At 64.5% G+C, this 23,001-nt stretch carries 14 protein-coding genes and 2 pseudogenes; 7 read left to right on the top strand and 9 right to left on the bottom strand.

Translation table 11 applies throughout. The features are described from left to right. Window positions 1-112 precede the first annotated feature (112 nt). Window positions 113-493 carry a nitrite reductase small subunit NirD gene (gene nirD, locus SJI00_RS03390; protein WP_322460319.1) on the bottom strand — a complete coding sequence of 127 codons (381 nt, stop codon included), beginning with the start codon at window positions 491-493 and terminating at the stop codon, window positions 113-115. Beyond that, the gene (gene nirB, locus SJI00_RS03385; protein ID WP_322460318.1) at window positions 493-3,045 is read right to left on the bottom strand and encodes a nitrite reductase large subunit NirB; all 2,553 of its coding nucleotides are present in this window, start codon (window positions 3,043-3,045) and stop codon (window positions 493-495) included. Before nirB ends, nirD begins: the two co-directional genes overlap by 1 nt. A 1,032-nt stretch (window positions 3,046-4,077) precedes the next feature. Between nirB and SJI00_RS03380 the strand changes: the two genes are divergently transcribed. From SJI00_RS03380 to SJI00_RS03350, 7 genes and pseudogenes are all read left to right on the top strand, one after another. After that, entirely contained in the window at window positions 4,078-8,418 is a 4,341-nt protein-coding gene (locus SJI00_RS03380; protein WP_322460317.1) for a bifunctional nitrate reductase/sulfite reductase flavoprotein subunit alpha, read from the top strand. A 180-nt stretch (window positions 8,419-8,598) separates the two neighbouring features. Continuing rightward, entirely contained in the window at window positions 8,599-9,804 is a 1,206-nt protein-coding gene (locus tag SJI00_RS03375) for a CmpA/NrtA family ABC transporter substrate-binding protein (protein WP_322460316.1), read from the top strand. A 12-nt stretch (window positions 9,805-9,816) separates the two neighbouring features. Continuing rightward, window positions 9,817-10,392: an ANTAR domain-containing response regulator gene (locus tag SJI00_RS03370; protein ID WP_322460315.1), complete on the top strand. Its 576-nt coding sequence runs from the start codon at window positions 9,817-9,819 to the stop codon at window positions 10,390-10,392. A gap of 489 nt (window positions 10,393-10,881) precedes the next feature. Further along, window positions 10,882-12,093 carry a nitrate/nitrite transporter gene (locus tag SJI00_RS03365; protein ID WP_322460314.1) on the top strand — a complete coding sequence of 404 codons (1,212 nt, stop codon included), beginning with the start codon at window positions 10,882-10,884 and terminating at the stop codon, window positions 12,091-12,093. A 9-nt stretch (window positions 12,094-12,102) separates the two neighbouring features. Continuing rightward, window positions 12,103-13,767 (top strand): annotated as a pseudogene (locus SJI00_RS03360) (bifunctional protein-serine/threonine kinase/phosphatase); the annotation flags it as partial. Between the two features lie 221 nt (window positions 13,768-13,988). Beyond that, on the top strand, window positions 13,989-14,771 hold the full coding sequence (gene cobA / locus SJI00_RS03355) for a uroporphyrinogen-III C-methyltransferase (RefSeq protein WP_322460313.1): 783 nt from the start codon (window positions 13,989-13,991) through the stop codon (window positions 14,769-14,771). Between the two features lie 430 nt (window positions 14,772-15,201). Beyond that, on the top strand, window positions 15,202-16,698 hold the full coding sequence (locus SJI00_RS03350; protein WP_322460312.1) for a methyl-accepting chemotaxis protein: 1,497 nt from the start codon (window positions 15,202-15,204) through the stop codon (window positions 16,696-16,698). A 202-nt stretch (window positions 16,699-16,900) separates the two neighbouring features. Here SJI00_RS03350 and SJI00_RS03345 read toward each other — a convergent pair whose 3' ends face one another. The 7 genes and pseudogenes from SJI00_RS03345 to SJI00_RS03315 form a co-directional block, all read right to left on the bottom strand. Further along, window positions 16,901-18,166, bottom strand: coding sequence for an APC family permease (locus SJI00_RS03345; RefSeq protein WP_322460467.1), 1,266 nt, complete (start codon window positions 18,164-18,166; stop codon window positions 16,901-16,903). A gap of 207 nt (window positions 18,167-18,373) precedes the next feature. After that, window positions 18,374-18,625 carry a hypothetical protein gene (locus SJI00_RS03340; RefSeq protein ID WP_322460311.1) on the bottom strand — a complete coding sequence of 84 codons (252 nt, stop codon included), beginning with the start codon at window positions 18,623-18,625 and terminating at the stop codon, window positions 18,374-18,376. A 432-nt stretch (window positions 18,626-19,057) separates the two neighbouring features. Beyond that, window positions 19,058-19,363 (bottom strand): DUF3077 domain-containing protein, encoded by a 306-nt coding sequence (locus SJI00_RS03335; RefSeq protein ID WP_322460310.1) that lies wholly within the window; start codon window positions 19,361-19,363, stop codon window positions 19,058-19,060. 273 nt (window positions 19,364-19,636) lie between these two features. Continuing rightward, window positions 19,637-20,161 (bottom strand): IS3 family transposase, encoded by a 525-nt coding sequence (locus SJI00_RS03330; protein ID WP_322460309.1) that lies wholly within the window; start codon window positions 20,159-20,161, stop codon window positions 19,637-19,639. 325 nt (window positions 20,162-20,486) lie between these two features. After that, window positions 20,487-20,795, bottom strand: coding sequence for a transposase (locus SJI00_RS03325; RefSeq protein WP_322460308.1), 309 nt, complete (start codon window positions 20,793-20,795; stop codon window positions 20,487-20,489). Between the two features lie 179 nt (window positions 20,796-20,974). Beyond that, complete coding sequence (locus SJI00_RS03320) at window positions 20,975-21,697, bottom strand: arginase family protein (RefSeq protein ID WP_416220992.1); 723 nt, start codon at window positions 21,695-21,697, stop codon at window positions 20,975-20,977. Window positions 21,698-21,901: 204 nt separating this feature from the next. Next, window positions 21,902-22,999: pseudogene (locus SJI00_RS03315) on the bottom strand (NADH:flavin oxidoreductase); the annotation flags it as partial. Between the last annotated feature and the right edge of the window lie 2 nt (window positions 23,000-23,001).

Genomic DNA, 23,001 nt, shown 5'->3' with positions numbered 1-23,001 from the left:
CGCTGGCTTGCCTGCGCCTATAAATTCCGCGCCAGCCAGTACAGAACGGTTCGTGCAGTGCCTGGCATCCTCACAGGCTACTGAGGCGAGCGAGCGCGCGGACCTGCGAGGGTCACGTGGCGCGCACTTGCACGTCATTGCCCTGAAGCCGCGCCGCCCACACGCGCAGCCGCTCCTGCGGCTGTTCCACGCACACCCCGTCTTCCAGGCCGAAGTGCTGCTTGTACAGCGGCGCTGCGACCACCAGCCGTCCCGAAAGGCTGCCGATCAAGCCGCGCCCGATCACGTTGGCGCCCGACCGCGGATCGCGGTTTTGCAGTGCGTAGACCCGGTCATCGCCGTGCTCGCCGTGCTCGCCGGGCACGTAGAACAACGCGATCTGCGCGCCATCGAGCACGGCCACCACGCCGGAATGGGCCACCAGGTCCTGGCGACTGCACACCCTCTGCCACTGCGCGATCGGTTCAAGCTTCATTGCAGTCGAGCCGCTCATCACACCACCTCCGTTGCACTGATCAGATTCGATTCCTCAAGACGCGCCGGGCGCCGCTGGCCGCGCTCCTTGACGAACTGCACGTCCGGGTCGGCCCCTGCGGCGTTGACGAAGGTGCGGAAGCGCTTGAGTTTTTCCGGGTCGTCCAGGGCATTGGCCCATTCGCATTCATAGCGGTCGACCACCAGTTGCATCTGCGCTTCGAGTTCGCCGGCCAGGCCCAGGCTGTCGTCGATGACCACCGCCTTGAGGTAGTCCAGGCCGCCCTCCAGGCTTTCGCGCCACACCGAGGTGCGCTGCAGTTTGTCGGCGGTGCGGATGTACAGCATCAGGAAGCGGTCGATGTAGCGGATCAGGGTGTCGTCGTCGAGGTCGGTGGCGAACAGCTCGGCATGGCGCGGGCGCATGCCGCCGTTGCCGCTGACGTAGAGGTTCCAGCCCTTCTCGGTGGCGATCACGCCCACGTCCTTGCTCTGCGCTTCGGCGCATTCGCGGGTGCAGCCGGACACGGCGAACTTGAGTTTGTGCGGCGAACGCAAGCCCTTGTAGCGGTGCTCGATGCGCAGGGCCATGTGCACGCTGTCCTGCACGCCATAGCGGCACCAGGTGCTGCCCACGCAGCTTTTCACGGTGCGGGTGGACTTGCCGTAGGCGTGGCCGGTTTCAAAGCCGGCGGCGATCAGTTCGGCCCAGATGTCCGGCAGCTCGTGCAACTGCGCGCCGAACAGGTCGATGCGCTGGCCGCCGGTGATCTTGGTGTACAGGTCGTATTTCTTGGCCACCGCGCCGATGGCGATCAGGCCGTCGGGGGTGATTTCACCGGCGGGGATGCGCGGTACCACCGAGTAGGTGCCGTTCTTTTGCATGTTGGCCATGAAGGTGTCGTTGGTGTCCTGCAGAGGCACCAGCCAGGGCTCCATGATCGGCCGGTTCCAGCACGAGGCCAGGATCGAGCCCACCACCGGCTTGCAGATGTCGCAGCCCAGGTGGCCCTTGCCGTGACGGGCCAGCAGCTCATCGAAGGTCTCGATGCCCTCGACGCGCACCAGCGAATACAGCGCCTGGCGGGTGAACGCAAAGTGTTCGCACAGGCTGTTGTCGACCGTCACGCCGCGGGCCGTCAGCTCGTGCTCGAACACCTGCTTGAGCAGCCCGGCGCAGCCGCCGCAGCCGGTGGCAGCCTTGGTCTGGCCCTTGAGCGCAGCGAGGTCGCCGCAGCCGGCGTCGATGGCGCAGCAGATCGCGCCCTTGGTGACGTTATGGCAGGAACACACGGTGGCCGTAGCGGGCAAGGCGTCCACGCCCAGGGCCGGCGCCGCTTCGCCCTGGGGCAGGATCAGCGAGGCTGGGTCGGCTGGCAGCTTGAGACCATTCTGGATGTATTGCAGCAGCGTGTCGTAATAGCGGTTGTCGCCCACCAGCACGGCGCCGATGGCCTGCTTGCCATCGGCAGACACCACCAGGCGGCGGTAGCTGGCGGTGGCCTCGTCGATGAAGCGGTAGCTGCGCGCCCCGGCGCTGGCGCCTTGGGCATCGCCAATGGAGCCGACGTCGACGCCCAGCAGCTTGAGCTTGGTGGACATGTCCGCCCCGGCGAAGGTGTCTGTCTCGATCCCGCACAGCTGCGCCGCCACGCTGCGCGCCATCTGGTAACCCGGCGCCACGAGGCCGAACACGCTGCCGTTCCAGGCCGCACATTCACCGATGGCATGGATGTGTGGATCGCTGCTGCGGCAGTCGCCGTCGATGGCGATGCCGCCGCGCGCGCCCAGGTCAAGGCCACACGCCTTGGCCAGCGCGTCCTGCGGGCGGATACCGGCCGAGAACACCACCAGGTCGGTTTCCAGGTACTCATCGCCGGCGAAATTCATCCGGAAACGGTAGTGGTCGCCGGGTGTGATCGATTGCGTACTGCGCGACAGGTGCACCTGCACGCCCAGCGCCTCGATACGCGCCTTGAGCGCCACGCCGCCCGCCTCGTCCAGCTGCACCGGCATCAGGCGCGGCGCAAACTCCACCACATGGGCTTCCAGGCCCAGGCTGCGCAACGCATTGGCCGCTTCGAGCCCGAGCAGGCCGCCGCCCACCACCACGCCGCGCCGGGCATTGCCGGCCGCGGCGCGGATCGTGTCCAGATCCGCCAGGGTGCGGTAGACCAGGCGCGAATCCCCTGCCGCGCCTTCGATGGGCGGCACGAAGGGGTAGGAGCCGGTGGCCATGACCAGGTGGGCGTAGGCCAGGCAGCCATTGGCGGTGATCACTTCCTGGCGGGCCCGGTCGATCTCCAGCACCGGCACGCCCAGGTGCAAGGTCACGCCTGCTCGCCGATACAGCGCGGCGTCCCCCAGCGCCAGGGACTCGGCGTCGCGCCCGCCGAAGTATTCGGACAGGTGCACCCGGTCATAGGCGCGCAGGGGTTCTTCGCTGAACACGTGAATCCGATAACGGCTCAGGGCTCCGCGGTCTATCAACTGTTCGACGCAGTGATGGCCAACCATGCCGTTGCCGATGATCACGAGGTTTTGCAGGTCACTCGCCAAGTCGCTGTTCATAAGGCACCTCTCGAAGCCGATCCGGTTGTTTCGAAGCAAAAAAAAACGCCTGGAACCAGAGGGTTCCAGGCGCCATTGCCTGTTCTTGCTGCCGGCCCGTGGGCCTGACGCAGTCGTTGTCACCTGGGCCTGCGAAGGCCAGACGATCGCCGTTGATCGTCGAGGTCGTCCGCAGGCACTGTGCAGCGGATGGCTCAAGCCTATGCAGCGGTTGTGCCACAACAGTGAAAATGGCCTGCGAGGCGCACGAGGGAGGGTGGCGTGGCGTTTCTGCCCATCCAGCGCAAGACGGCTGGCCCGTCCCAAAACAGTGCAGGCCGGTCAAGCCTGCCCCAGGTCGAGGCGCTGGCGGGTCGCCGTGCAGCGCGTGATCCACCGCACTGCAGCACGGGCAGCTGCGTTGAACACATAGACTTCAGCCGCCAAGCGCAGCACAACCAGCCCCGCACACGACCAGTGTGGGCGCACCTATTGCCGCGATGGGCAGCGCAGCCGGCCCAAGGCTGCAACGTCCATTCACCTGCAATTGCGCGGCGCCTGATTCAGGCCGGCGGCGCCGGCCATCACGGCAATCCGGAGCGCCGGACCGGCCGCTCCTACTCCGACCGTGGGCGCCCGAGTTCTGGCTCTGGCCGACACAATGCCAGACTGTGCGGCTATTGCCGCAATGGACCGCGCAGCCGCCCTGACGCAGTCGACGCATACCGCCCGCTGAAAGCGCGGCTGCAACCATTGGCGCTGCTACGCAACCCCTCGCGACTCGCCTGCAACAAGGCGTGACCGGATAGGCGCGGCTGCTCCAGCAGGACGCGTGTTTTGCGCCAGCTGCACACCCCCCTTCAGCCCACTCGGCCTGGTGAACAGCGCTGCGCCAGCGCGCATGGCCCAGCTCTTGCTACTCATCGGCAAACGCCGTCAACGACGATGGCGGTCCCTCCAGGCAACACCTCACGACAAAGGCGCCGTGTAGTTCCCGTTTGAAAACGCGGGAGCCGCATGGCGCCTTTGTGGTTTCTGCAAGAGAGCACGGCGATGAACCAAACCCTTGAGCCGAGCAAGACCGTACGCAGTGTGTGCCCCTATTGCGGGGTGGGCTGCGGCATCGTCATGCAGGTGGAAAACAATCTGATCGTCAAAGTCTCGGGCGACAAACAGCACCCCAGCAATGCCGGCCGCCTGTGCACCAAAGGCAGCACGTGCGCCGTGCCGGTGGCCGACAGTGGACGGATGACGCATGCCTTCGTCCGCGAGGCGCGCAGCCACGACCCGGTGCGCGTCGGCATCGAGCCTGCCATCGAGGCCACGGCCCGGCGCCTGCGCGCGATCATCGATGAGCATGGCGCGGATGCCTTCGCCTTGTACGTCAGCGGGCAGATGTCGCTGGAAGCCCAATACCTGGCCAACAAGCTGACCAAGGGCTTTATCCGCAGCCGCCATATCGAATCCAACTCGCGCCTGTGCATGGCCAGCGCCGGCAGCGGCTACAAACTGTCGCTCGGCGCTGACGGGCCGCCCGGTGCCTACGACGATCTGGACCATAGCGATGTGTTCCTGGTGATCGGCGCAAACATGGCCGACTGTCACCCCGTGCTGTTCCTGCGCCTGCTGGAGCGGGTCAGGGCCGGGGCCAAGCTGATCGTCGTCGACCCACGGCGCACCGGCACGGCCGACAAGGCCGACCTGTACCTGCAGATCGCCCCCGGCACCGACCTGGCGTTGCTCAACGGCCTGCTGCACCTGCTGGTGCGCAACGGCCACACCGACCCGGCGTTCATCGCCGATTTCACCGAGGGCTGGGAGGTCATGGAACACTTCCTGGAGACCTACACGCCCACTTACGTGGCGCAGGTCACAGGCCTTGCCGAAGCCGACATCCGTCAATGCGCGCAGTGGATCGGCGAAGCGGCGAACTGGATGAGCTGCTGGACCATGGGCCTGAACCAGAGCGTGCAAGGCACCTGGCACACCAACGCGCTGTGCAACCTGCACCTGGCCACCGGCGCGATTTGCCGCACCGGCAGCGGGCCGTTTTCCCTGACTGGCCAGCCCAATGCCATGGGCGGACGAGAGATGGGTTACATGGGCCCTGGGTTGCCCGGCCAGCGCTCGGCCCTGGTAGCCGAAGACCGCGCGTTCATCGAGCAACTGTGGGGCATGCCAGCGGACAGCCTGCGCAGCGACGGCGGCCAGGGCACCGTCGCGCTGTTCCAGGCCATGGCGGCCGGCAGCATCAAGGCCTGCTGGATCATCTGCACCAACCCGGTGGCCAGCGTGCCCAACCGTCAGCAGGTCATCGACGGGCTGCGCGCCGCCGAGCTGGTGATCGCCCAGGACGCCTTTCTCGACACCGAGACCAATCGCTACGCCGACATCCTCTTGCCCGGCGCGCTGTGGGCCGAAGCCGAGGGCGTGATGATCAATTCCGAGCGCAACCTGACCCTGACCCAGCAAGCCGTACAGCCGCCCGGCGAGGCCCTGCCGGACTGGCAACTCATCGCCCGGGTCGCCTGCGCCATGGGCTATGCCGAGGCGTTCAGCTACGCCAGCGCGGCCGAGGTGTTCGAAGAGATCAAACGCACGGCCAACCCCAAGACCGGCTATGACCTGCGCGGCGCCAGCCATGCGCGCCTGCGGCAACAGCCACTGCAATGGCCCTGCGCAGCCGCGGACGGGCCTGTGCGCAACCCGATTCGCTACGGCTCGTCCGCCGCCCCTGGCGAACACGCGGCGCTCACCTTCCCGACCGCCAGCGGCAAGGCGCAGTTCTTCGCCCGCCCTCACCTGCCACCTGCCGAGCTGCCCGACGAACTTTTCCCGCTGGTGCTCAACACCGGGCGCGTGCAGCACCAGTGGCACACCCTGACCAAGACCGGCAAAGTGCCGACGCTGAACAAGCTCAACCCCGGCCCCTTCATCGAGGTTCATGCGGAGGATGCCGAGCGCCTGGGCCTCAAGCCGAGCCAGCCGGTGCAGGTCCGTTCGCGCCGCGGCGTGGCAGTGCTGCCGGCGCTGATCAGTGACCGCGTGCGCCCCGGTCACTGCTTTGCGCCGTTTCACTGGAACGATGTGTTCGGTGAAGGGCTGGCCGTGAATGCCGTGACCAGTGATGCCATTGACCCGACCTCGCTGCAGCCGGCCTTCAAGTACAGCGCGGTGGCGTTGCAAGCAGCGCCCGGTACCGAGCCGGAGACGGCAGGCCCTGCTGAGTTGGGGGTGGCATCAGGCGTCCTGCAGGCCGTCGCCTCATGCGCCGGCCAGACCGAGGCTTCTGGCGGGGACGCCGCCCGGGCTTTCGCGCCGACACAGATCGACAGCGTTGCGCGGCTGCTGAACCTGAACGATGCCCCGCCGCTTGTGTTGAACGCTGACGAGCAGCTGTACCTGCAGGGTTATCTGTTGGGCCTGCGCAATGCGCAAGGCCCGCAAGCGGGTGTGCCGACGCTGCCTGAGCAGGCGCCGTTCGATCCGCAGCGACGTGTGTTGCTCAACGGTATGTTGGCGGGGGTGTTCTCCCGCACAGGCGACTTGCTCCCGACCGCTGCGGGCTCCGTTCTGGCGCCAAGTGCCGAGTGGCTGGTGCTCTGGGGTTCGCAGACGGGTAACGGGGAGACGCTGGCGGGCCTGTGCGCACAGCGACTGAGCAGCGCCGGCCAGCGCACGCGGGTGCAGGCCATGGACACTGTCGAGCTGCAGCAACTGCGCAGCGCTGCGGGGGTGCTGCTGGTGACGAGTACCTTTGGCGACGGCGACCCGCCGGACAACGCCGTCGATTTCTGGCACACACTGTCGCAGGCCGAACCGCAGACCCTGACTGACAGCCGCTTCGGCGTACTGGCCTTGGGGGATTCCAGCTACCAGCAATTCTGCGGCTTCGGGCGCAGGCTCGACGAGCGCCTCGCGGCCCTGGGGGCCGAGCGCCTGCAGCCGCGCCTGGACTGCGAGCCGGACTATGAAGGCCCTGCCGAACAATGGCTGGTCGAGCTTTGTGCGAAGCTGGCTAGCGATGGCGGTAGCGGCAGTGGTGCCGATGGTGCCAGTAGTGCCGGCAGTGCCGGTAATGCTGGTGGCGGTAGCAGTGCCAGCACTGCCAACGGTGCCGGTAATGCCTGTGGCACCCGCAGTGCCAGCACTGCCAACGGCGTCGGTAGTGCCAGTGGTATCAGCAGTGCCAGCACCGCCAGTGACCTCACCTATACCCTCGAAGCAGCCTCGCCCGGCGAGCCTTTGTCCACCTCATCCGCAAGCCCCGAGCGCAACCCTTACACCCGCGCCCAGCCACTGCGCACCACGCTGCTGAGCAATCGTCTGCTCAACGCCGAGGGGGCCGAAAAGGAAACCCGTCACTTGGCATTCGATCTCAACGGCCATCACTTCCCCTACCACGCCGGCGACGCGCTGGGCGTCTGGCCGGTCAATGCGCCAGGGCTGGTGGACGAGGTGCTGGCGGCGATGGGCCTGGACGGTGACAGCCCGGTTGCGCTGGACCAGCAGCCGCCCATGCCCTTGCGCAGGGCCCTGACCGAGCACCTGGAAATCGCCCGCATCAACCCGAACCTGTTGCGCCGCGTCGCCGAACTGAACGGCAGCGCGACACTGCGCAGTCTGCTTGAAGAAGACCAGCACGCCGCGTTGCAGACCTGGCTCTGGGGCCGGCAACTGCCCGCGCTGCTGCGCGAGTTCCCAGTCGCGCTGAGCGCGCAGGAGTGGCTGCAACTGCTCAAGCCGCTGCAACCGCGGCTGTATTCGATCAGCTCGAGCCCGGCACTTACGCCCAACGAAGTGCACCTGACCGTGGCCACGGTGCGCTTCACGCACCAGGGTGTCGCACGCGGCGGGGTGTGCTCCACGTTCCTGGCGGACATGGCGGGTGAGCACGGCGTGCGGCTCTTCCTGCAACCCTGCGCACACTTCCGCCCGCCACAAAATCCCGACACCCCGCTGATCATGATCGGGCCTGGCACCGGTATTGCACCGTTTCGTGGGTTCCTGCAGGAACGGCAGGCGCAGGGCGCTGGCCGCAACTGGCTGTTCTTTGGCGAGCAACGGGCGCGCACCGACTTCTACTACCGCCAGGAGCTGCGCGACTGGCAGCGCAATGGCGTGTTGCAGCGGCTGGACACGGCGTTCTCCCGCGACCAGGACGTGAAGGTCTACGTGCAGCAGCGCATGCTCGAAGCGGGCGCCGAGATATGGGCGTGGCTGGAACAGGGCGCGCATGTCTGCGTGTGCGGCGATGCCGCCCGCATGGCCAAGGACGTCGATGCCGCGCTCAAAGCCATCGTGCAGCGGCACGGCAAGATGAGCAGCGCGGCGGCGACGTTGTACGTGAGCGAGTTGAGCAAGGCGCGGCGCTATTTGCGGGACGTCTACTGACCACAAGGGCGCGCCTCCATGCACCACGATTCAGGAATCACAGCGTGAGCGATGACCGCAAACAACCTGCAGCACCGCACGCCGGAGCCGGGGTGACAGGCAGCGACCTGCGGGACGCCCATTGAACACAAGCACGCGCCCCGCGCGCGCTTCCATGCACCACGATTCAGGAATCACCGCGTGAGCGATAACAGCACCGATTTCACCGCACTGCATGCACTGGCCTGGGCGGCCGGCAGCGACGCCCCGGAAAAGAACGCGCTGAACATCGGCTTCATGCCGCTGAGCGATGCCGCCTCGGTGGTGGTCGCCGCCACCCAGGGCTTTGCCCAACCCTACGGGCTGACCCTCAACCTGCACCGGCAAACGTCCTGGGCCGGCCTCAACGACAAGCTGCAGAGCGGTGAGCTGGATGCGGCGCATGCCCTTTACGGCATGATCTATGCCATCGAGCTGGGCATCAGCGGCGCACCGGCCAGCGACATGGCGGTGCTGATGGGGCTGAACCAGAACGGCCAGAGCATCAACCTCTCGCAAGCGCTCAAAAGTGCCGGTGTCACCTGCGCCGCCGCCCTCAAGCAGCGCGCCGCTCAGCCAGGTGCATCGCTCACCTTCGCCCACACCTTCCCCACCGGCAGCCACGCGATGTGGCTGTACTACTGGCTCGCCAGCCAAGGCATTCACCCGTTGCACGACGTCAACAGCGTGGTGGTGCCGCCGCCGCAAATGCTCGCGCACCTACAGGCCGAGCGCATCGACGGCTTCTGCGTGGGCGAGCCGTGGTCGGCCCAGGCCGTCGACCTCGGCCAAGGCTTCACGGTCGCCACCAGCCAGTCGATCTGGCCCGACCATCCGGAGAAGGTCCTGGCCTGCACGCGGGCCTTCGTCGAGCAGTACCCCAACGCCGCCCGTGCGCTGGTGATGGCGGTGCTGGAAGCGAGCCGCTTCATCGAAGCCAATGTCGAGAATCGGCGCAGCACCGCGCAGCTGATGAGTAGCCGCGACTACCTCGACGTGCCGCTGGCCAGCATCGAGCCGCGCTTTCTGGGCCACTACGACGACGGCCTCGGCACGCCGTGGCAAGACGCTCACCCGCTGAGCTTTCACAACCACGGCGCTGCCAATGCCCCTTACTTGTCCGATGGCCTGTGGTTCATGACCCAGTTTCGCCGCTGGGGCCTGCTGCGCGACGACCCGGATTACCTCGCGGTGGCCCAGCGGGTGCAGCAATGGGCGCTGTATCGCCGAGCCGCAGGCAGCCTGGAAATTGCCGTCCCCACCAGCCCGATGCGTCGCTCGCAATTGCTCGACGGCAGCGTCTGGGACGGCACCGACCCGGCTGGGTACGCGCGCAGCTTTGCCCTGCACGCCCGCCATGACCAGTAAGCGGAGGCTCACATGCTGCGCATCCTGCTGATCAACGACACCTCGCGAAAGGTCGGCCGCCTACGCACTGCGCTGAGCGAGGCCGGCTTCGAGGTGATCGACGAATCGGGCCTGACCATCGACCTGCCGGCGCGGGTCGAGGCCGTGCGCCCGGATGTGGTGCTGATCGACACCGAATCGCCGAGCCGCGACGTGATGGAACAGGTGGTGATGATGACCCGCGACCAGCCGCGGCCCATCGTCATGTTCACCGACGAGCACGACCCGAGCGTGATGCGCCAGGCGATCCAGTCAGGCGTCAGCGCCTATATCGTCGAAGGCATCCACGCCCAGCGCCTGCAGCCGATCATGGACGTGGCCATGGCGCGCTTCGAAAGCGATCAGGTGCTGCGCTCGCAATTGCAGGCCCGCGACCAGCAGCTGGCCGAGCGCAAGCGGGTGGAGCTGGCCAAGGGCATGCTGATGAAGATGAAGGCCTGCAGCGAAGAAGAGGCCTACACCCTGATGCGCCGCCAGGCCATGAGCCGCCAGCAGAAGCTGATCCAGGTGGCCGAACAGATCATCGCCATGAACGAGCTGTTGGGCTGATGCCGCCCAACGCCCTGAACGTGCGGTATCGGAACTCTGTACGGTCAGGTAGAACTTCAGTCGCGATGGCCAATAGGGCTCGGCCCAACCGGAGCGCCGCGGTCAGCTCAGGCGCCGCGACCAGCCAAACCGAATCTGGCCCTTGTCATCACAGCGGCTGTGCACCGCAATGCAGCAGCGGCTGCTCAAATCAGGGCACATCCGCCCACCTGCACCCCCTCGCGCACCCTGCCCCACCCCAGCGAACCTGCGTACCACAGCCCACGACAACCGTTGGCACACAACCTGCTTTCACCTAAGCCCAGGTAGCCAACGGCGGCTGCCCACCCCGACAAAGACGTCGCACCTCCCTTCGCGCAAGCGGATGAGGGATTGCGACGTCTTTTGCGTTTCTGGCCTCGCGAAACGAGGCGGTGGAGCAGCCGTGAGGGCTCGCCCACCTGCAAGCACATGACCTTGGTTGACTCCTTTTGCAGATGAGGTGCTGGAATGAACGACAGTTTCTGGAAAGCCGGGCACACCCCGACATTGTTTGCCGCGTTCCTGTATTTCGACCTGAGCTTCATGGTCTGGTACCTGCTCGGCCCGATGGCCGTGCAGATCGCCACCGACCTGGAGCTGACCACCCAGCAGCGCGGCTTCATGGTCGCCACGCCGATCCTGGCTGGGGCGCTGCTGCGCTTCATCATGGGCATGCTGGCTGACCAGCGCTCGCCGAAAACCGCCGGCATCATCGGCCAGGTGATCGTCATCGTCTCGCTGCTGGCCGCCTGGCAACTGGGCATCCACAGCTACGAACAGGCGCTGCTGCTCGGCGTCTGCCTGGGCATGGCCGGCGCCTCGTTCGCCGTGGCCTTGCCGCTGGCCTCGCAGTGGTACCCCGCCGAGCACCAGGGCAAGGCCATGGGCATCGCCGGTGCCGGCAACTCCGGCACGGTACTCGCCGCCCTTGCCGCCCCCGTGCTGGCCGCGGCCTTCGGCTGGACCAACGTGTTCGGCCTGGCGCTGATCCCGCTGATCCTGACCCTGATCGCCTTCAGCCTGATGGCGAAAAACGCCCCCAACCGCAGCAAGCCGAAATCCACCGCCGACTACCTCAAGGCCCTGACCGACCGCGACAGCTGGTGGTTCATGCTGTTCTACAGCGTCACCTTTGGCGGTTTCATCGGCCTGGCCAGCGCCTTGCCCGGCTACTTCCACGACCAGTACGGCCTGAGCCCGGTCACCGCCGGTTACTACACCGCCGCCTGCGTGTTCGGCGGCAGCCTGATGCGGCCCCTGGGCGGCGCCCTGGCCGACCGCTTCGGCGGCATTCGCACCCTGCTCGGCATGTACGCCATAGCCGCCCTGTGCATCGCGGCGGTGGGCATGAACCTGACCAGCTCGGTGGCTGCACTGGCGCTGTTCGTCAGCGCGATGCTCGGCCTGGGTGCAGGCAACGGCGCGGTGTTCCAACTGGTGCCGCAGCGCTTCAACCAGGCAATCGGCGTAATGACCGGCCTGATCGGCATGGCCGGCGGCATCGGCGGCTTTCTTCTGGCCGCAGGCCTTGGCGCGATCAAGCAGCAGACCGGCGACTATCAGCTCGGCCTGTGGCTGTTCGCCAGCCTCGGTGTGGTGGCGTGGTTCGGCCTGCACAGCGTCAAGCGCCGCTGGAGAACCACCTGGGGTTCGGCGGCCTTCACCGCCGCGCGGATCTGAGGCCCTGCCATGCCCTTGCGCCTGAGCTACGCCCAACGCAGCGCCAGCGGCCCCCGCGCCGAGAACCAGGACGCCACGCGGATGGTCAGCCCAGCCTCATCGCTGGCCGCCAGCAAGGGCTACCTGTTCGCGCTGGCCGACGGCGTCAGCCAGTGCGCCGATGGCGGCCTGGCGGCGCGCTCCACGGTGCAGGCCTTGGCCCACGACTACTACGCCACCCCGCAGACCTGGGGCGTGGCCCAGGCGCTGGACCGCCTGCTGCTGGCGCAGAACCGCTGGCTGCACGCCAACGGCGGCGGCCAGCCCCTGCTGACCACCCTCAGTGCGCTGGTGCTGCGCGGCCAGCGCTTCACCCTGGCGCACATCGGCGACTGTCGGGCCTATGGCTGGTACGACGGGCAGTTGCAACGCCTCAGCGAAGACCACGTCTGGTCCCAACCTGGCCTGCAGCACGTGCTCAAGCGCGCGATGGGCCTGGAGCAGCATCTGGTGGTGGACTATCGAGACGGCGAACTGCGCCTGGGCGAGTGCTTCCTGCTGGTCAGCGATGGCGTCTGGGCAACCTTGGGCGATGCTGCCATCGCGGGCGTGCTGCGCGACGAACCCGACCTGCAGAAGGCCGCCGATGCGCTGGTGTGCGCCGCGCACCTGGCCGGCAGCCAGGACAACGCCAGCGCCGTGCTGGTGCGGGTCGATGAACTGGGCGACACCAGCCTGACCGACGCACTCGACCAGGCGCAGCAATGGCCTGTGCCCCCGGCCTTGAAACCAGGCCAACACTTCGAAGGCTGGCAGGTCGAGACGCTGCTCGGCCAGACCCGGCAATCGGTGCTCTACCGCGTGCGCGATGCGCAGCAACACAGCTGGTTGCTGAAAACCTTGCCGGCGCGGTGCGAAGGCGATAACCAAGCCGGCCAGCGCCTGCTTCAGGAAGAATGGTTCCTGCGCCGCGTGGCCGGGCGTTTCTTCCCCGACGTGCACCCCGCCAGCGAGCGGCAGCATCTGTACTACCTGATGCGCGAGCACCCCGGCATCACCTTGGCCGAACAGCACCGTCAGCACGGCCTGCTGAGCCTGACCCAGGCGCTCGACATCGCCACGTCGCTGTTGCGGGCGCTGGGGATGCTGCACCGGCGCAACATCGTGCACCGCGACGTCAATCCGGCCAATCTGCTGCTGGGCGACAACGGCGAACTGCGCCTGCTGGATTTCGGCCTGGCCTATTGCCCGGGGCTGTCCGCGCAGGTTCCCGGCGAACTGCCCGGCACACCCAACTACATCGCCCCGGAAGCCTACGCCGGCGCCCTGCCCAGCACGGCCCAGGACCTCTACAGCGCGGGCGTGACCCTGTATTTCCTGCTCACCGGCCACTACCCCCACGGCGAGATCGAAGCCTTTCAACGCCCCCGCTTCGGCACCCCCGTGCCCGCCAGCCGCTACCGCCCCGACCTGCCGGAATGGTTGGTGTACAACCTCGGCAAAGCCTTGGCCACCGATCCGGCCGAACGTTTTGAAACGGCCGAAGAATGGCGGCTGGCGTTGGAGCATGGCGAGCAATATCCCAGTACGCGGTTTCGTCCGCTGCTGGAACGTGAACCGGTGAAGGTCTGGCGCACGGTTGCGCTGCTTTCGCTGTTGATGAATGGGCTGCTGCTGATCTGGCTGCTGCATGGACAGGGACTCCACGACAGGCCTCGCGCACTGCCGCACTGGATTATTTGCTGCTGCGTGCGCTGCCGCTGATCTGGCTGCTGCAGGGGCGACGCCCCCGTGAAGAGGTTGCGCACGCTCTATCTGCTGTTGATGCGCCGCCGCTAATCCGGCTGCTGCACGGATAACAACCCTGGTGAAGGACCGCGCCCAATGGTCTCCACCGCCCTGATGAGGAAACGCCCATGAACGCAAAAGTCTGGCTGGTAGGCGCCGGCCCCGGTGATCCGGAACTGCTCACCCTCAAGGCCGTGCGCGCTCTGCGCAGCGCCGACGTGGTGATGATCGACAGCCTGGTCAACCCCGCCGTGCTCGAGCACTGCCCCACCGCCAACGTCATCGGCGTTGGCAAACGCGGCGGCTGCCGCTCCACGCCCCAGGCCTTCATCCAGCGCCTGATGCTGCGCTACGCCCGCCAGGGCAAGTGCGTGGTACGCCTCAAGGGCGGTGACCCGTGCATCTTTGGCCGCGGCAGCGAAGAGGCCGACTGGCTGCGCGAGCGCAGCATCGAGGTCGAGCTGGTCAACGGCATCACCGCAGGCCTGGCCGGCGCCACGCACTGCGACATCCCCCTGACCCTGCGCGGCGTGGCCCGCGGCGTGACCCTGGTGACGGCGCACACCGAAGACGACAGCGCATTGAACTGGCAGGCGCTGGCGCAGAGCGGCACCACGCTGGTGGTGTACATGGGCGTGGCGAAGCTGGAGGACGTGCGGCGGGCGTTGCTGGCCGGCGGCATGGCGGCGTCTACGCCCGTAGCGATGATCGAAAACGCCTCGTTGCCGCAGCAGCGGGCGTGCTACAGCGACTTGACGGGGATGTATGACGCGGCGGTGGGATTTGCGCTGAAGGCACCGGCGGTGCTGGTGATTGGGGACGTGGCGGCGCGGGGTGCGAGTCAAGAGGTTTTCAGCCAGGATCAACGGGCCATGGCGTTGGCCCTTGAACGTGCACGTATGCAGGGCTGATCCAAGTGCGGCTGGCGTTGCCCCGATCCACTTCTGCTCGGGTGGATGGGGATGATGCCACTGGCAGGTGAAACCAGCCGGTTACCCTGCTTTGCAGCCAATCGCGCCTAACATGAGCGCCGCACCTCCTGTGGAAGCGGCCGGTCCGGCGCTCCGGTCAGCCGCGATGGGCCGCAAAGCGGCCCCAATCGCTCAACTGACTGGCATTAACCACACGCCCACTCTTTTTTGCCGATGACCTGCTTGACTGCTGAACCGCCACAAAGTCCCCCATCAGCCGACGATCGCCACAGCCGTTTCGAGCCTAAAGCCCCATCCAAAAACGCCGATAGCCTCCTACCATCCCCTGCACCCGATCCACCGCCCGCATGCCCGTCTGGCACGTCGCATGCTTGCCTGACCCTGCCCAGCCCACATGGAGTACGAGTGAATGCCTGCGCACGCCCCTTTCATCGAGCACTACCGCAAAGCCGACCGCATCATGCTCGCCCTCATCTGGCTGATGACGCTGTTCTCCGTGGGCCTGGCGTTCTGGCACGACACGCTGCTGCAAGCGCTCTTCATCGGCGGCGGCACCAGTGGGGTGCTGACCCTGGCCTATCGCGTCATCGGCGGCACGCGCCTGATGCGCTGTGCGCTGGGGGTTGGGCTGATGGTGATGGCGGCGTTGCACATCAACCAGGCCCAGGGCGCCATCGAATCGCACTTCGGTATTTTCGCGCTGCTGGCGGTGCTGACGTTCTACCGCGACTGGCTGCCGATTCTGGTGGCCGCCGTCACCATCGCGTTGCATCACGTGGTGTTTCATGCCTTGCAGCACCAGGGTTTCCCGGTGTTCGTGATGGACCATCACGGCGGCTGGAGCATGATTTTCGTGCACGCGTTCTACGTGGTGATGGAAACCATCGCCCTGCTCTACCTCGCGGTACACAGCCATAAAGAAGCGGTGGACAGCCAGGAGATGCTGGAAAAGATGCTCGCCGTCACCACCCAGTTCAGCGGTGAGGCGGCCAAGGGCAGCCCGGCTAATGTTCATGTCTCGCTGGCAACGCGTTTCGACCACTTCTTGACCCAGCTCACCGACCTGGTCGACGGCGTCGCCCACGACTCACACGGCCTCGGCCAGCTCGGCCAGGAACTGGCCCACGCCAGCGGCACATTGGAACAAGGCGCGCGCCACCAACTGGCGGAAATCGCCCAGATGACTGACGCCATGCAACGCATGGAAGACGCCATGGGCCATATCACCGTGCACGTCGAGCACGCCGTCGAACACGCCGGGCAGGCCAGCCAGCAAGTGATCCGTGGCCAGGAAAGCGTCGGCCGCGCCCAACAGGAAATCACCCAGCTCGCCACCCGCCTGCACGACACCCACGAGACGGTCCAGGGCCTGGCCGTGCACGCCGAACACATCGGCTCGGTGCTGGAAGTGATCAGCAGCATCGCCAACCAGACCAACCTGCTGGCCCTCAACGCCGCCATCGAAGCCGCCCGCGCCGGCGAGCAAGGCCGCGGCTTCGCCGTGGTCGCCGATGAGGTGCGCAGCCTGGCGCAGCGCACGGCGGTGTCGACCCAGGAGATCAAGACGATCATCGAAGGCTTGCAACACGGCAGCCGGCAAGCGGTCGAGGCCATGCACGAGAGCCGTGAGGGCGTGGCCAGGTGCGTGGAGGACAGCCAGCTGGCGGTAGCGATGCTGCAGGCGGTGGGCAATGACATTTCGCAGATCGACCAGCTCAATGGCCGGATCGTGTCGACCACCCGTGAGCAGTCCACGGCGAATGTGGACATCGTCGGGCGCCTGCAATCGGTGCAGAGCATTGCGCAGAACACGGCGCAGGATGTGGAGACGCTGGGCAGGAGCAGTGAGCGGTTGCCGCCGATTGCGGTGCGGTTGGATGCGTTGGGGCGGCGGTTTCACCAGTGAGGGGGCACAGCCCAGCGAGCGCGTGGCCGGATGGCGGATTAGCAAACTACCCGCATGCCATTCTTGCCTGAAGGCTTGCCGGTGTGTCAGCCCGTGAGTCGGGCTTGCCGGTCGTTAGCAGGCCCAGCGAGCGCGTTGGCCGGCTGGCCGATTGCAAGGTACCAGCGTGCACTCCGCGCCTGACTCGCCCTGTGTCAGCCCCTCAATCAGGCTTGCCGGTTGCCAGCCGCTGGCCACGCGTGCACAGGTACAGCAGCCCCCCCACCAGCATCAGACCGCCCGCCCGCAGCCAGGTGTCCCAGCCCTGCTGACTGAGCAGCAACAGACACGACACGATCGCCAGCACCGGCACCCACGTCGGCACGCGAAAGTGAGCCTCGGCCACGGCATCACGGCGCAACACCAGCACCGCGATGTTGGTGCTGAGGAACACGAACAGCAACAGCAAGACCACCGTCTGCGCCAAGGTGGCCAAGGTGCCGGTGAGCGTCAGGGCAATCGCCACCAGCGTGGTGGCCACGATCGCCACCCACGGCGTGCGCCGCGCCGGCAGCACCGCGCCCAGCACGCCCGGCAGCAGGCGCAGGTTGGCCATGCCATAGGTGAGCCGGCTGGCCATGATCATGGTCAGCAGCGCGCCGTTGGCCACCGCCACCAAGGCGATGAAGGCAAACAGCATGGGCGGAATGTTCAGCCCCGAGGCGCGCACCACTTCCAGCAGCGGCGCCGAAGTGGCCACGAGTTTGTCGGTCGGCAACACGCTCGAGGCCGCCACCCCCACCGCCATGTACACCACCCCCGCCGTGAGCAACGCGGCGAACAAGGCGCGCGGGTAGACCTTGCGCACATCCTTGATTTCCTCGGCCAGGTTGGCGGAGGTCTCGAAACCAACGAAGGAATAGAACGCCAGCAACGCCGCACCGAGCACGGCCAGCATCGGGTTGACGCCCGGCTTGAACGTCAGTGTGCGCCCCAGGTCGGCGTCGCCGGTGCGGAAATACCAGGCAGCGGCAACCACCACCAAAATCAGGCCCGACAGCTCGATGAGCGTCATCACCAGGTTCGCCCCCAAGGACTCCTTGATGCCCCGCGCATTAAGCGCGGCGATCACCACAAGGAAGACGGTCGCGGCCAGGTAAGGCGAAACATCGATGAACGCGCTCAGGTAATCCCCGGCAAACGCCAGCGACAACCCCGCCGCGCTGGTAACGGCCGCCGCCAGCATGCAAAAGCCCACCAGAAACGACAGCAGCGGTGACTTGAAGGCCTTCTCCGCAAACACCGACGCCGCCCCCGCGTGCGGATACTTGGTCACCAGTTCCGCATAAGACCCCGCCGTGAGCATCGCGAAGAACAGCGCAATCAACAGCGGCACCCAGATCGCGCCACCCACCTCCCCCGCAATGGTGCCGGCGAGCGCGTACACACCGGCGCCGAGCACATCGCCAAGGATGAAGAGAAACAGCATGGAGCCGGTGATGGCGCGGCGCAGGGAGGGTTTGTCGGCGGTTGCGGTCACGATCGACTCCTGTCGTGAGTAATAAAGGGTGGGCTTGGAGATTGACGCTTGCTGCTCGAACCTCGATGGCGGTAGTTCAGACCGCACAAGGCCTGGTTAGCGCCAAGCCGATGGGCGCTCGGTAGACGGACGGGTGCGCAGGGTGTGCGTTGGGGTTCAGAGCTTCGGAATATCGCCCATGGCCTCTGCGATGGTCGCCAGGCCTTCTTCGATACCGGCGATGTCGTCCTGGAGCTTGGCGAAGGCCAGGTCCAGGGCTTCGTCGTCGTCCACCGTCTGGTGGCCGCGTAGGGAAATGGCGCGGTCCTGTTCGGTGGTGTGCAGGGCGTGCACGCTTTCGCGTAGGGCCAGGAGTTGATCGAAGATGGCCGCGAGTTGGGTGTTGCTGTCGGCGCGGGTGCGGGGCATGCGGGTGTCCTTGGGTGGGGCGTTGGCGGGTGGTTGGACGGGTGGTTACGGCTGGTCGTGGTGGCTAGACCAGTGCCCAGACCGGAGCAGCCTGTGCGGGGGACTGAGTGACGGGCCTGCTTTGCCGGTTCATTCCCTTGCAGGCGCGCGTAGTGCACACCCGCTAGTGCCTGGGTGTGCCGGAGTTCGCAAGCTATAACGTGAGATTTGCGCAGGACGTGCGAAGTTCAGGCGGATACCCCTACCTGCGCCCGCCCCGCTCACCGACAGAGCACGCGTACCGGTCGAAACGGATTGACCTGTGAGGAGGCTAAAAAGCAGCTCCATGCCGGGCAACCTCAAGCCAAGACGCCCTCGCAACGACATGGAGCATGCTGGGGGCTGATGCTGAATCCGAATGCGTGATTTCAAGCCTCTGCGACGCTGCATGCGTCATTGGCTTGCAGTGGGAGCGAGCATTTGTGCCATGGCGATATCTTCGATCAACGCTTTTGCCATGCCACTCAAGTGATGGGCCGCGACGATCAAAGCATCGTTGCGCTCAAGGCTTGCTTCGAGGGTCAGGCGGTAAACGCAGTTCATTAGGATGCTGGTTTGTTCCAGTAAGTACTGGTGGTCGTGGCCGGGTTGGACTTTGAAAAGGCGATGTGTGCTGAGGCCTTTGGCACCCTCGCCGAAGGTGGCTGAGCCGATGGACTGGGTTGTTGGGCTTGAAGATCTGGAGGAAGGGGTATTCATACGTGACGTACCTGCTCAATGCCAGGATGGCCCGACGAATGCAGCGCACCCTGGCTTAGACCGTTCTTGGAAGATTGGCTGCTATTTGCCTAACCGAAAGCCGGCGCCTGCCGTCCCTTACGTTGCAAATGGCGATGAGTCTTGAGGACCGTTCCAGAGCGTGGATAGCGACAGCGAAGGGCAGGCTTATGAGGGTGGCGCAGCAGGACAGTGCGCTGGGAAAGCAATGAAGCGGTAGGCGGCGGGTCGGGGACAATCTTCAGCATGTAGTGGTCAACTCATCCCGGACACGGTTTTGAGTTTTTCTTCAGCTTTCGCCGGAGCCAGTCCATCGTTGAATTGATGAGGTCGGATCCAGTTGTGGTGATTCATCAGGTACTGGCTAATGTCTCGCTGAGCTTGCAGGCCGGTCATGTAGCCCGTGGTCGGTATCCACTCTGATTTCAAGCTGCGAAATACTCGCTCCATCGGTGCATTGTCCCAGCAGTTGCCTCGGCGACTCATGCTTTGGCGCATGGTAGCGCCATAGCCTTGGGCGAAACTGACGGCTGCCATATTGGGATCCCTGATCGGAGTGAAACAGCAGCCCTGAGGTCTTCCACGTTGTTCGTAAGCCACATCCAGCGCTTTGACCACGAGGTCTGCGTCCGGCTTTTCCGATAAGGCCCAGCCCACTACTCTGCGTGCATAGAGATCCAGCACAACTGCCAGATAGTGCCATTTGTCCTGCGCCCAAACGTAAGTGATGTCGCTACACCAGACCTGATTCGGCGCTTCGACATCAAATGCCCGGTTCAAAATATTCGGAATATCTGGTCGCTCTACCGTCGCTTTTTGTAGGCGTGTGATCCCGGATGCTTGCTGATCAGCGCCAGTTCACGTATCAGGCTGCGCACCATGAATCGCCCGATTTGCTCACCTTCTTCTTGCATCATTGTCTTGATGCTACGGCTGCCGGGCGCACTTCGCCCCTGCGTGAACAACTCATTCACTCGACTGCGCAATCGTAGTCGCTCAACGTCCGGAGTTCGTCTTTTATGACGATGTGCGTAGTAACTTGAGCGAGTGACTTCAAACACCTCGCACAACCAATCAACGGGCTCATGGGCGCTGAGCTGACGGATCAACGCGTACGCTCGAGATCTTCCGACATCAAGAGCGCGGTAGCCTTTTTTAGTATCGACTTCTCGCGTTCAAGGCGCGTGATCCGAGCTCCCAGTTCTTGGATTTTTTGCTGCTCTGGCGTCAACGCTTTGCTGGCCGGCGTGATGCCGCCGCGCTCTTGCTGAAGCTGATTAACCCACCGGCGCAGGGCCGACTCCACCAAGCCGAGCGAGCGTGCAGCTTCGGCATGGCTATAGCCTTGGTCGAGCACCAGACAGGCAGCTTCGCGCTTGAATTCAGGGGTAAAGGTACGGCGTTGCTTGGTCATCAGACACCTCTCTGTGGCGAGCATTCTCGCCTAAATGGGTGTCCGGGGTTAGTAGACCACTACAAGGGCGCGCGGCTGACGGACTGATTGCTGCCGTCGTGAAGTGTAGCAATCGGCCTTGAGCTGATATTGAAGCAGGCGACGTTCACCCACCCATCTGCTGTCGCATCTCCTTTCGTTTATGAGGGATTCTGATCACCAGGGAGCGATTCCGTTTCATTACCCGAGAGAATCGGGATGTCAGAAAGCATCTCCTTGAGCGTGATGGCATCCCATGGCAGATGTTCGGTAATACCTAGACCTACTACATCAGTCGCCCTAGACACATCCTGGATCAATCGCACCACCTGGGCCACGCTCATTTTTCCCGCTGGGAATGCCTCATAAGGATCGCTCGCCGGATTAGGCTCACCGAAAAACACCGACCGAAACTCAGTTGGGTCCAGAACATCCAAGTCGAAATGGATAGCTAGATGCTCGACTTCGTTGAGACGGATCCACTCCAGCACGCTTTCACTGGACAAGCTAAGCGCTTGCGGTGTGGCAATTTCTAGGCTATGGCGCTCAATGAAGTCAGCTTCCTGGGGCGTCAGACCATCCCCCCGCAGCCCAGCAAACATCACTTTCTTCGGATCAATGTGTACCTTTACTTCGGCAGCTAGCATTGCGTCTCCTTCACCCAGCAGGTTGGCAAGTACCATCGTGTGGGCGTTGCAATACTCTTTCGGATTTTTGATATCCGGGTGCGCATCTATCCAAAGGATAGCAAGCTGTCCGTTATACCTTTCGTTGAGGTAAGCGAATGGGGCCTGGTCGACCAGACAGTCGCCTCCAAAGACCACAACACGATCTGGCCGATAGTGATTAAGAACTTCAGATGTTGCCTGGAGCTGCTCCATGATCGCTTCACGATGGGCTACGCCATCATCAACTACCGTCTCCTGCCCCTTATAGGGTCTTACCGGAATCTCGATCAGAGGGCTAGCACTGGCTGGTGCCAGGAAAGCGAGTAGCTCTGCGCCGAATCCAGTAGGCGGGTTGTCACCACCTTGCCACTGTGGAATCTTCAGGCGAAGTGTTTTACGTGAGCGCGTCAGCTTGATCGTGAGCTCGGTTTCCTTGATGTTAGCAATTGGCTGTAGCACATCACCGCTGAACGGACGTAGGTCAAGCTGCGCTTCCAATCGGTTTGGTAGGTCTGGATTAGCCAGTGCCGCTTTGCCAATGGCCAGTACGCTCGCGCCTGCATCCAGCACCTTGCCAGCACTCTCGATATCTTCCAAACCGCCATTGGCAATGATCGAAACGCCAGGGGCGTATCGATGTGCGAGAGACACCAGGGTGTCCTGGCCGCCGGGAAAGGCTGGCTTTGAAGCGTCATACTCAGTGACATGGATAAAGTCTGCCCCAGCTTGCGCAAGGGCACTGAAGATGATCTGCGCGTCAGCTTCACCGCCCGCCCATTTACTGGTGAAATCGTTCACTTTTGCTTGAGAAATGCGGATCCCGACCTGAGCTGACTGACCGATTTCCTGTTTGACCTTGTGCACGATTTCCGTGAGCAGCGAGACGCGTCCACGGGTGGTTCCACCCCACCGATCAGTGCGTTCGTTTGTCTCGGCGCTTAGAAACTGATCAAGCAGATAGCCGTTGGCACCGTGGATCTCGACGCCGTCGAACCCCGATATACGTACTGCGCGAGCCGCTGAGCTGACGAAGCCCTCGACGATTTCAGTGATTTGCTGATTGCTCAATTCTTGCGGTTCGGCGTAATCGCCTGCCCCGTAGTAGAAACTCAGTTGCTGGCCCTTTGGCTTGATCGCCGAAGGCGCAACGGTTTCTGTGCAGAAACTGTTACTTTGACTGAGCGCGCCCGAGTGCATTATCTGAGCGAAGAATCTGCTGCCCTGGGCCTGAATCGCTTGCACAGTAGCGATCCATGCTTGCGCCTGGTCGTCGTCAGCCAAGCCAGGTTGGAATGCGTATCCCTGAGAGTAATTCTTGTCGGTATAAAGCCCTTCGGTAGTCACCAGGCCGAAACCACCCAATGCGAAGCGCAAGTAGTAATCATGCATCACTGCAGTGATTCTTCCATGCTCAGTGGCAGTGACGCGGGTCATGGGAGCAACAGCAAGACGGTTTTTTAGCTCCAAACTACCTAGTTGAGCAGTTGCCAAAACCCGAGATATTACTTGTTTAGTCATGG

Origin of the sequence: Pseudomonas gebzensis (assembly GCF_034427815.1) — a bacterium.
Lineage (GTDB): Bacteria > Pseudomonadota > Gammaproteobacteria > Pseudomonadales > Pseudomonadaceae > Aquipseudomonas.
Note: the sequence above shows the minus strand (reverse complement) of the source record. Positions and strands in the feature narration are given on the sequence as shown.

Excerpts from the sequence above, each read along its gene's own strand:
- nirD (WP_322460319.1), bottom strand. The coding sequence starts at position 493 with ATGAGCGGCTCGACTGCAATGAAGCTTGAACCGATCGCGCAGTGGCAG.
- nirB (WP_322460318.1), bottom strand. The coding sequence starts at position 3,045 with ATGAACAGCGACTTGGCGAGTGACCTGCAAAACCTCGTGATCATCGGC.
- SJI00_RS03380 (WP_322460317.1), top strand. The coding sequence starts at position 4,078 with ATGAACCAAACCCTTGAGCCGAGCAAGACCGTACGCAGTGTGTGCCCC.
- SJI00_RS03370 (WP_322460315.1), top strand. The coding sequence starts at position 9,817 with ATGCTGCGCATCCTGCTGATCAACGACACCTCGCGAAAGGTCGGCCGC.
- SJI00_RS03365 (WP_322460314.1), top strand. The coding sequence starts at position 10,882 with ATGAACGACAGTTTCTGGAAAGCCGGGCACACCCCGACATTGTTTGCC.
- cobA (WP_322460313.1), top strand. The coding sequence starts at position 13,989 with ATGAACGCAAAAGTCTGGCTGGTAGGCGCCGGCCCCGGTGATCCGGAA.
- SJI00_RS03350 (WP_322460312.1), top strand. The coding sequence starts at position 15,202 with ATGCCTGCGCACGCCCCTTTCATCGAGCACTACCGCAAAGCCGACCGC.
- SJI00_RS03345 (WP_322460467.1), bottom strand. The coding sequence starts at position 18,166 with ATGCTGTTTCTCTTCATCCTTGGCGATGTGCTCGGCGCCGGTGTGTAC.
- SJI00_RS03340 (WP_322460311.1), bottom strand. The coding sequence starts at position 18,625 with ATGCCCCGCACCCGCGCCGACAGCAACACCCAACTCGCGGCCATCTTC.
- SJI00_RS03335 (WP_322460310.1), bottom strand. The coding sequence starts at position 19,363 with ATGAATACCCCTTCCTCCAGATCTTCAAGCCCAACAACCCAGTCCATC.
- SJI00_RS03325 (WP_322460308.1), bottom strand. The coding sequence starts at position 20,795 with ATGACCAAGCAACGCCGTACCTTTACCCCTGAATTCAAGCGCGAAGCT.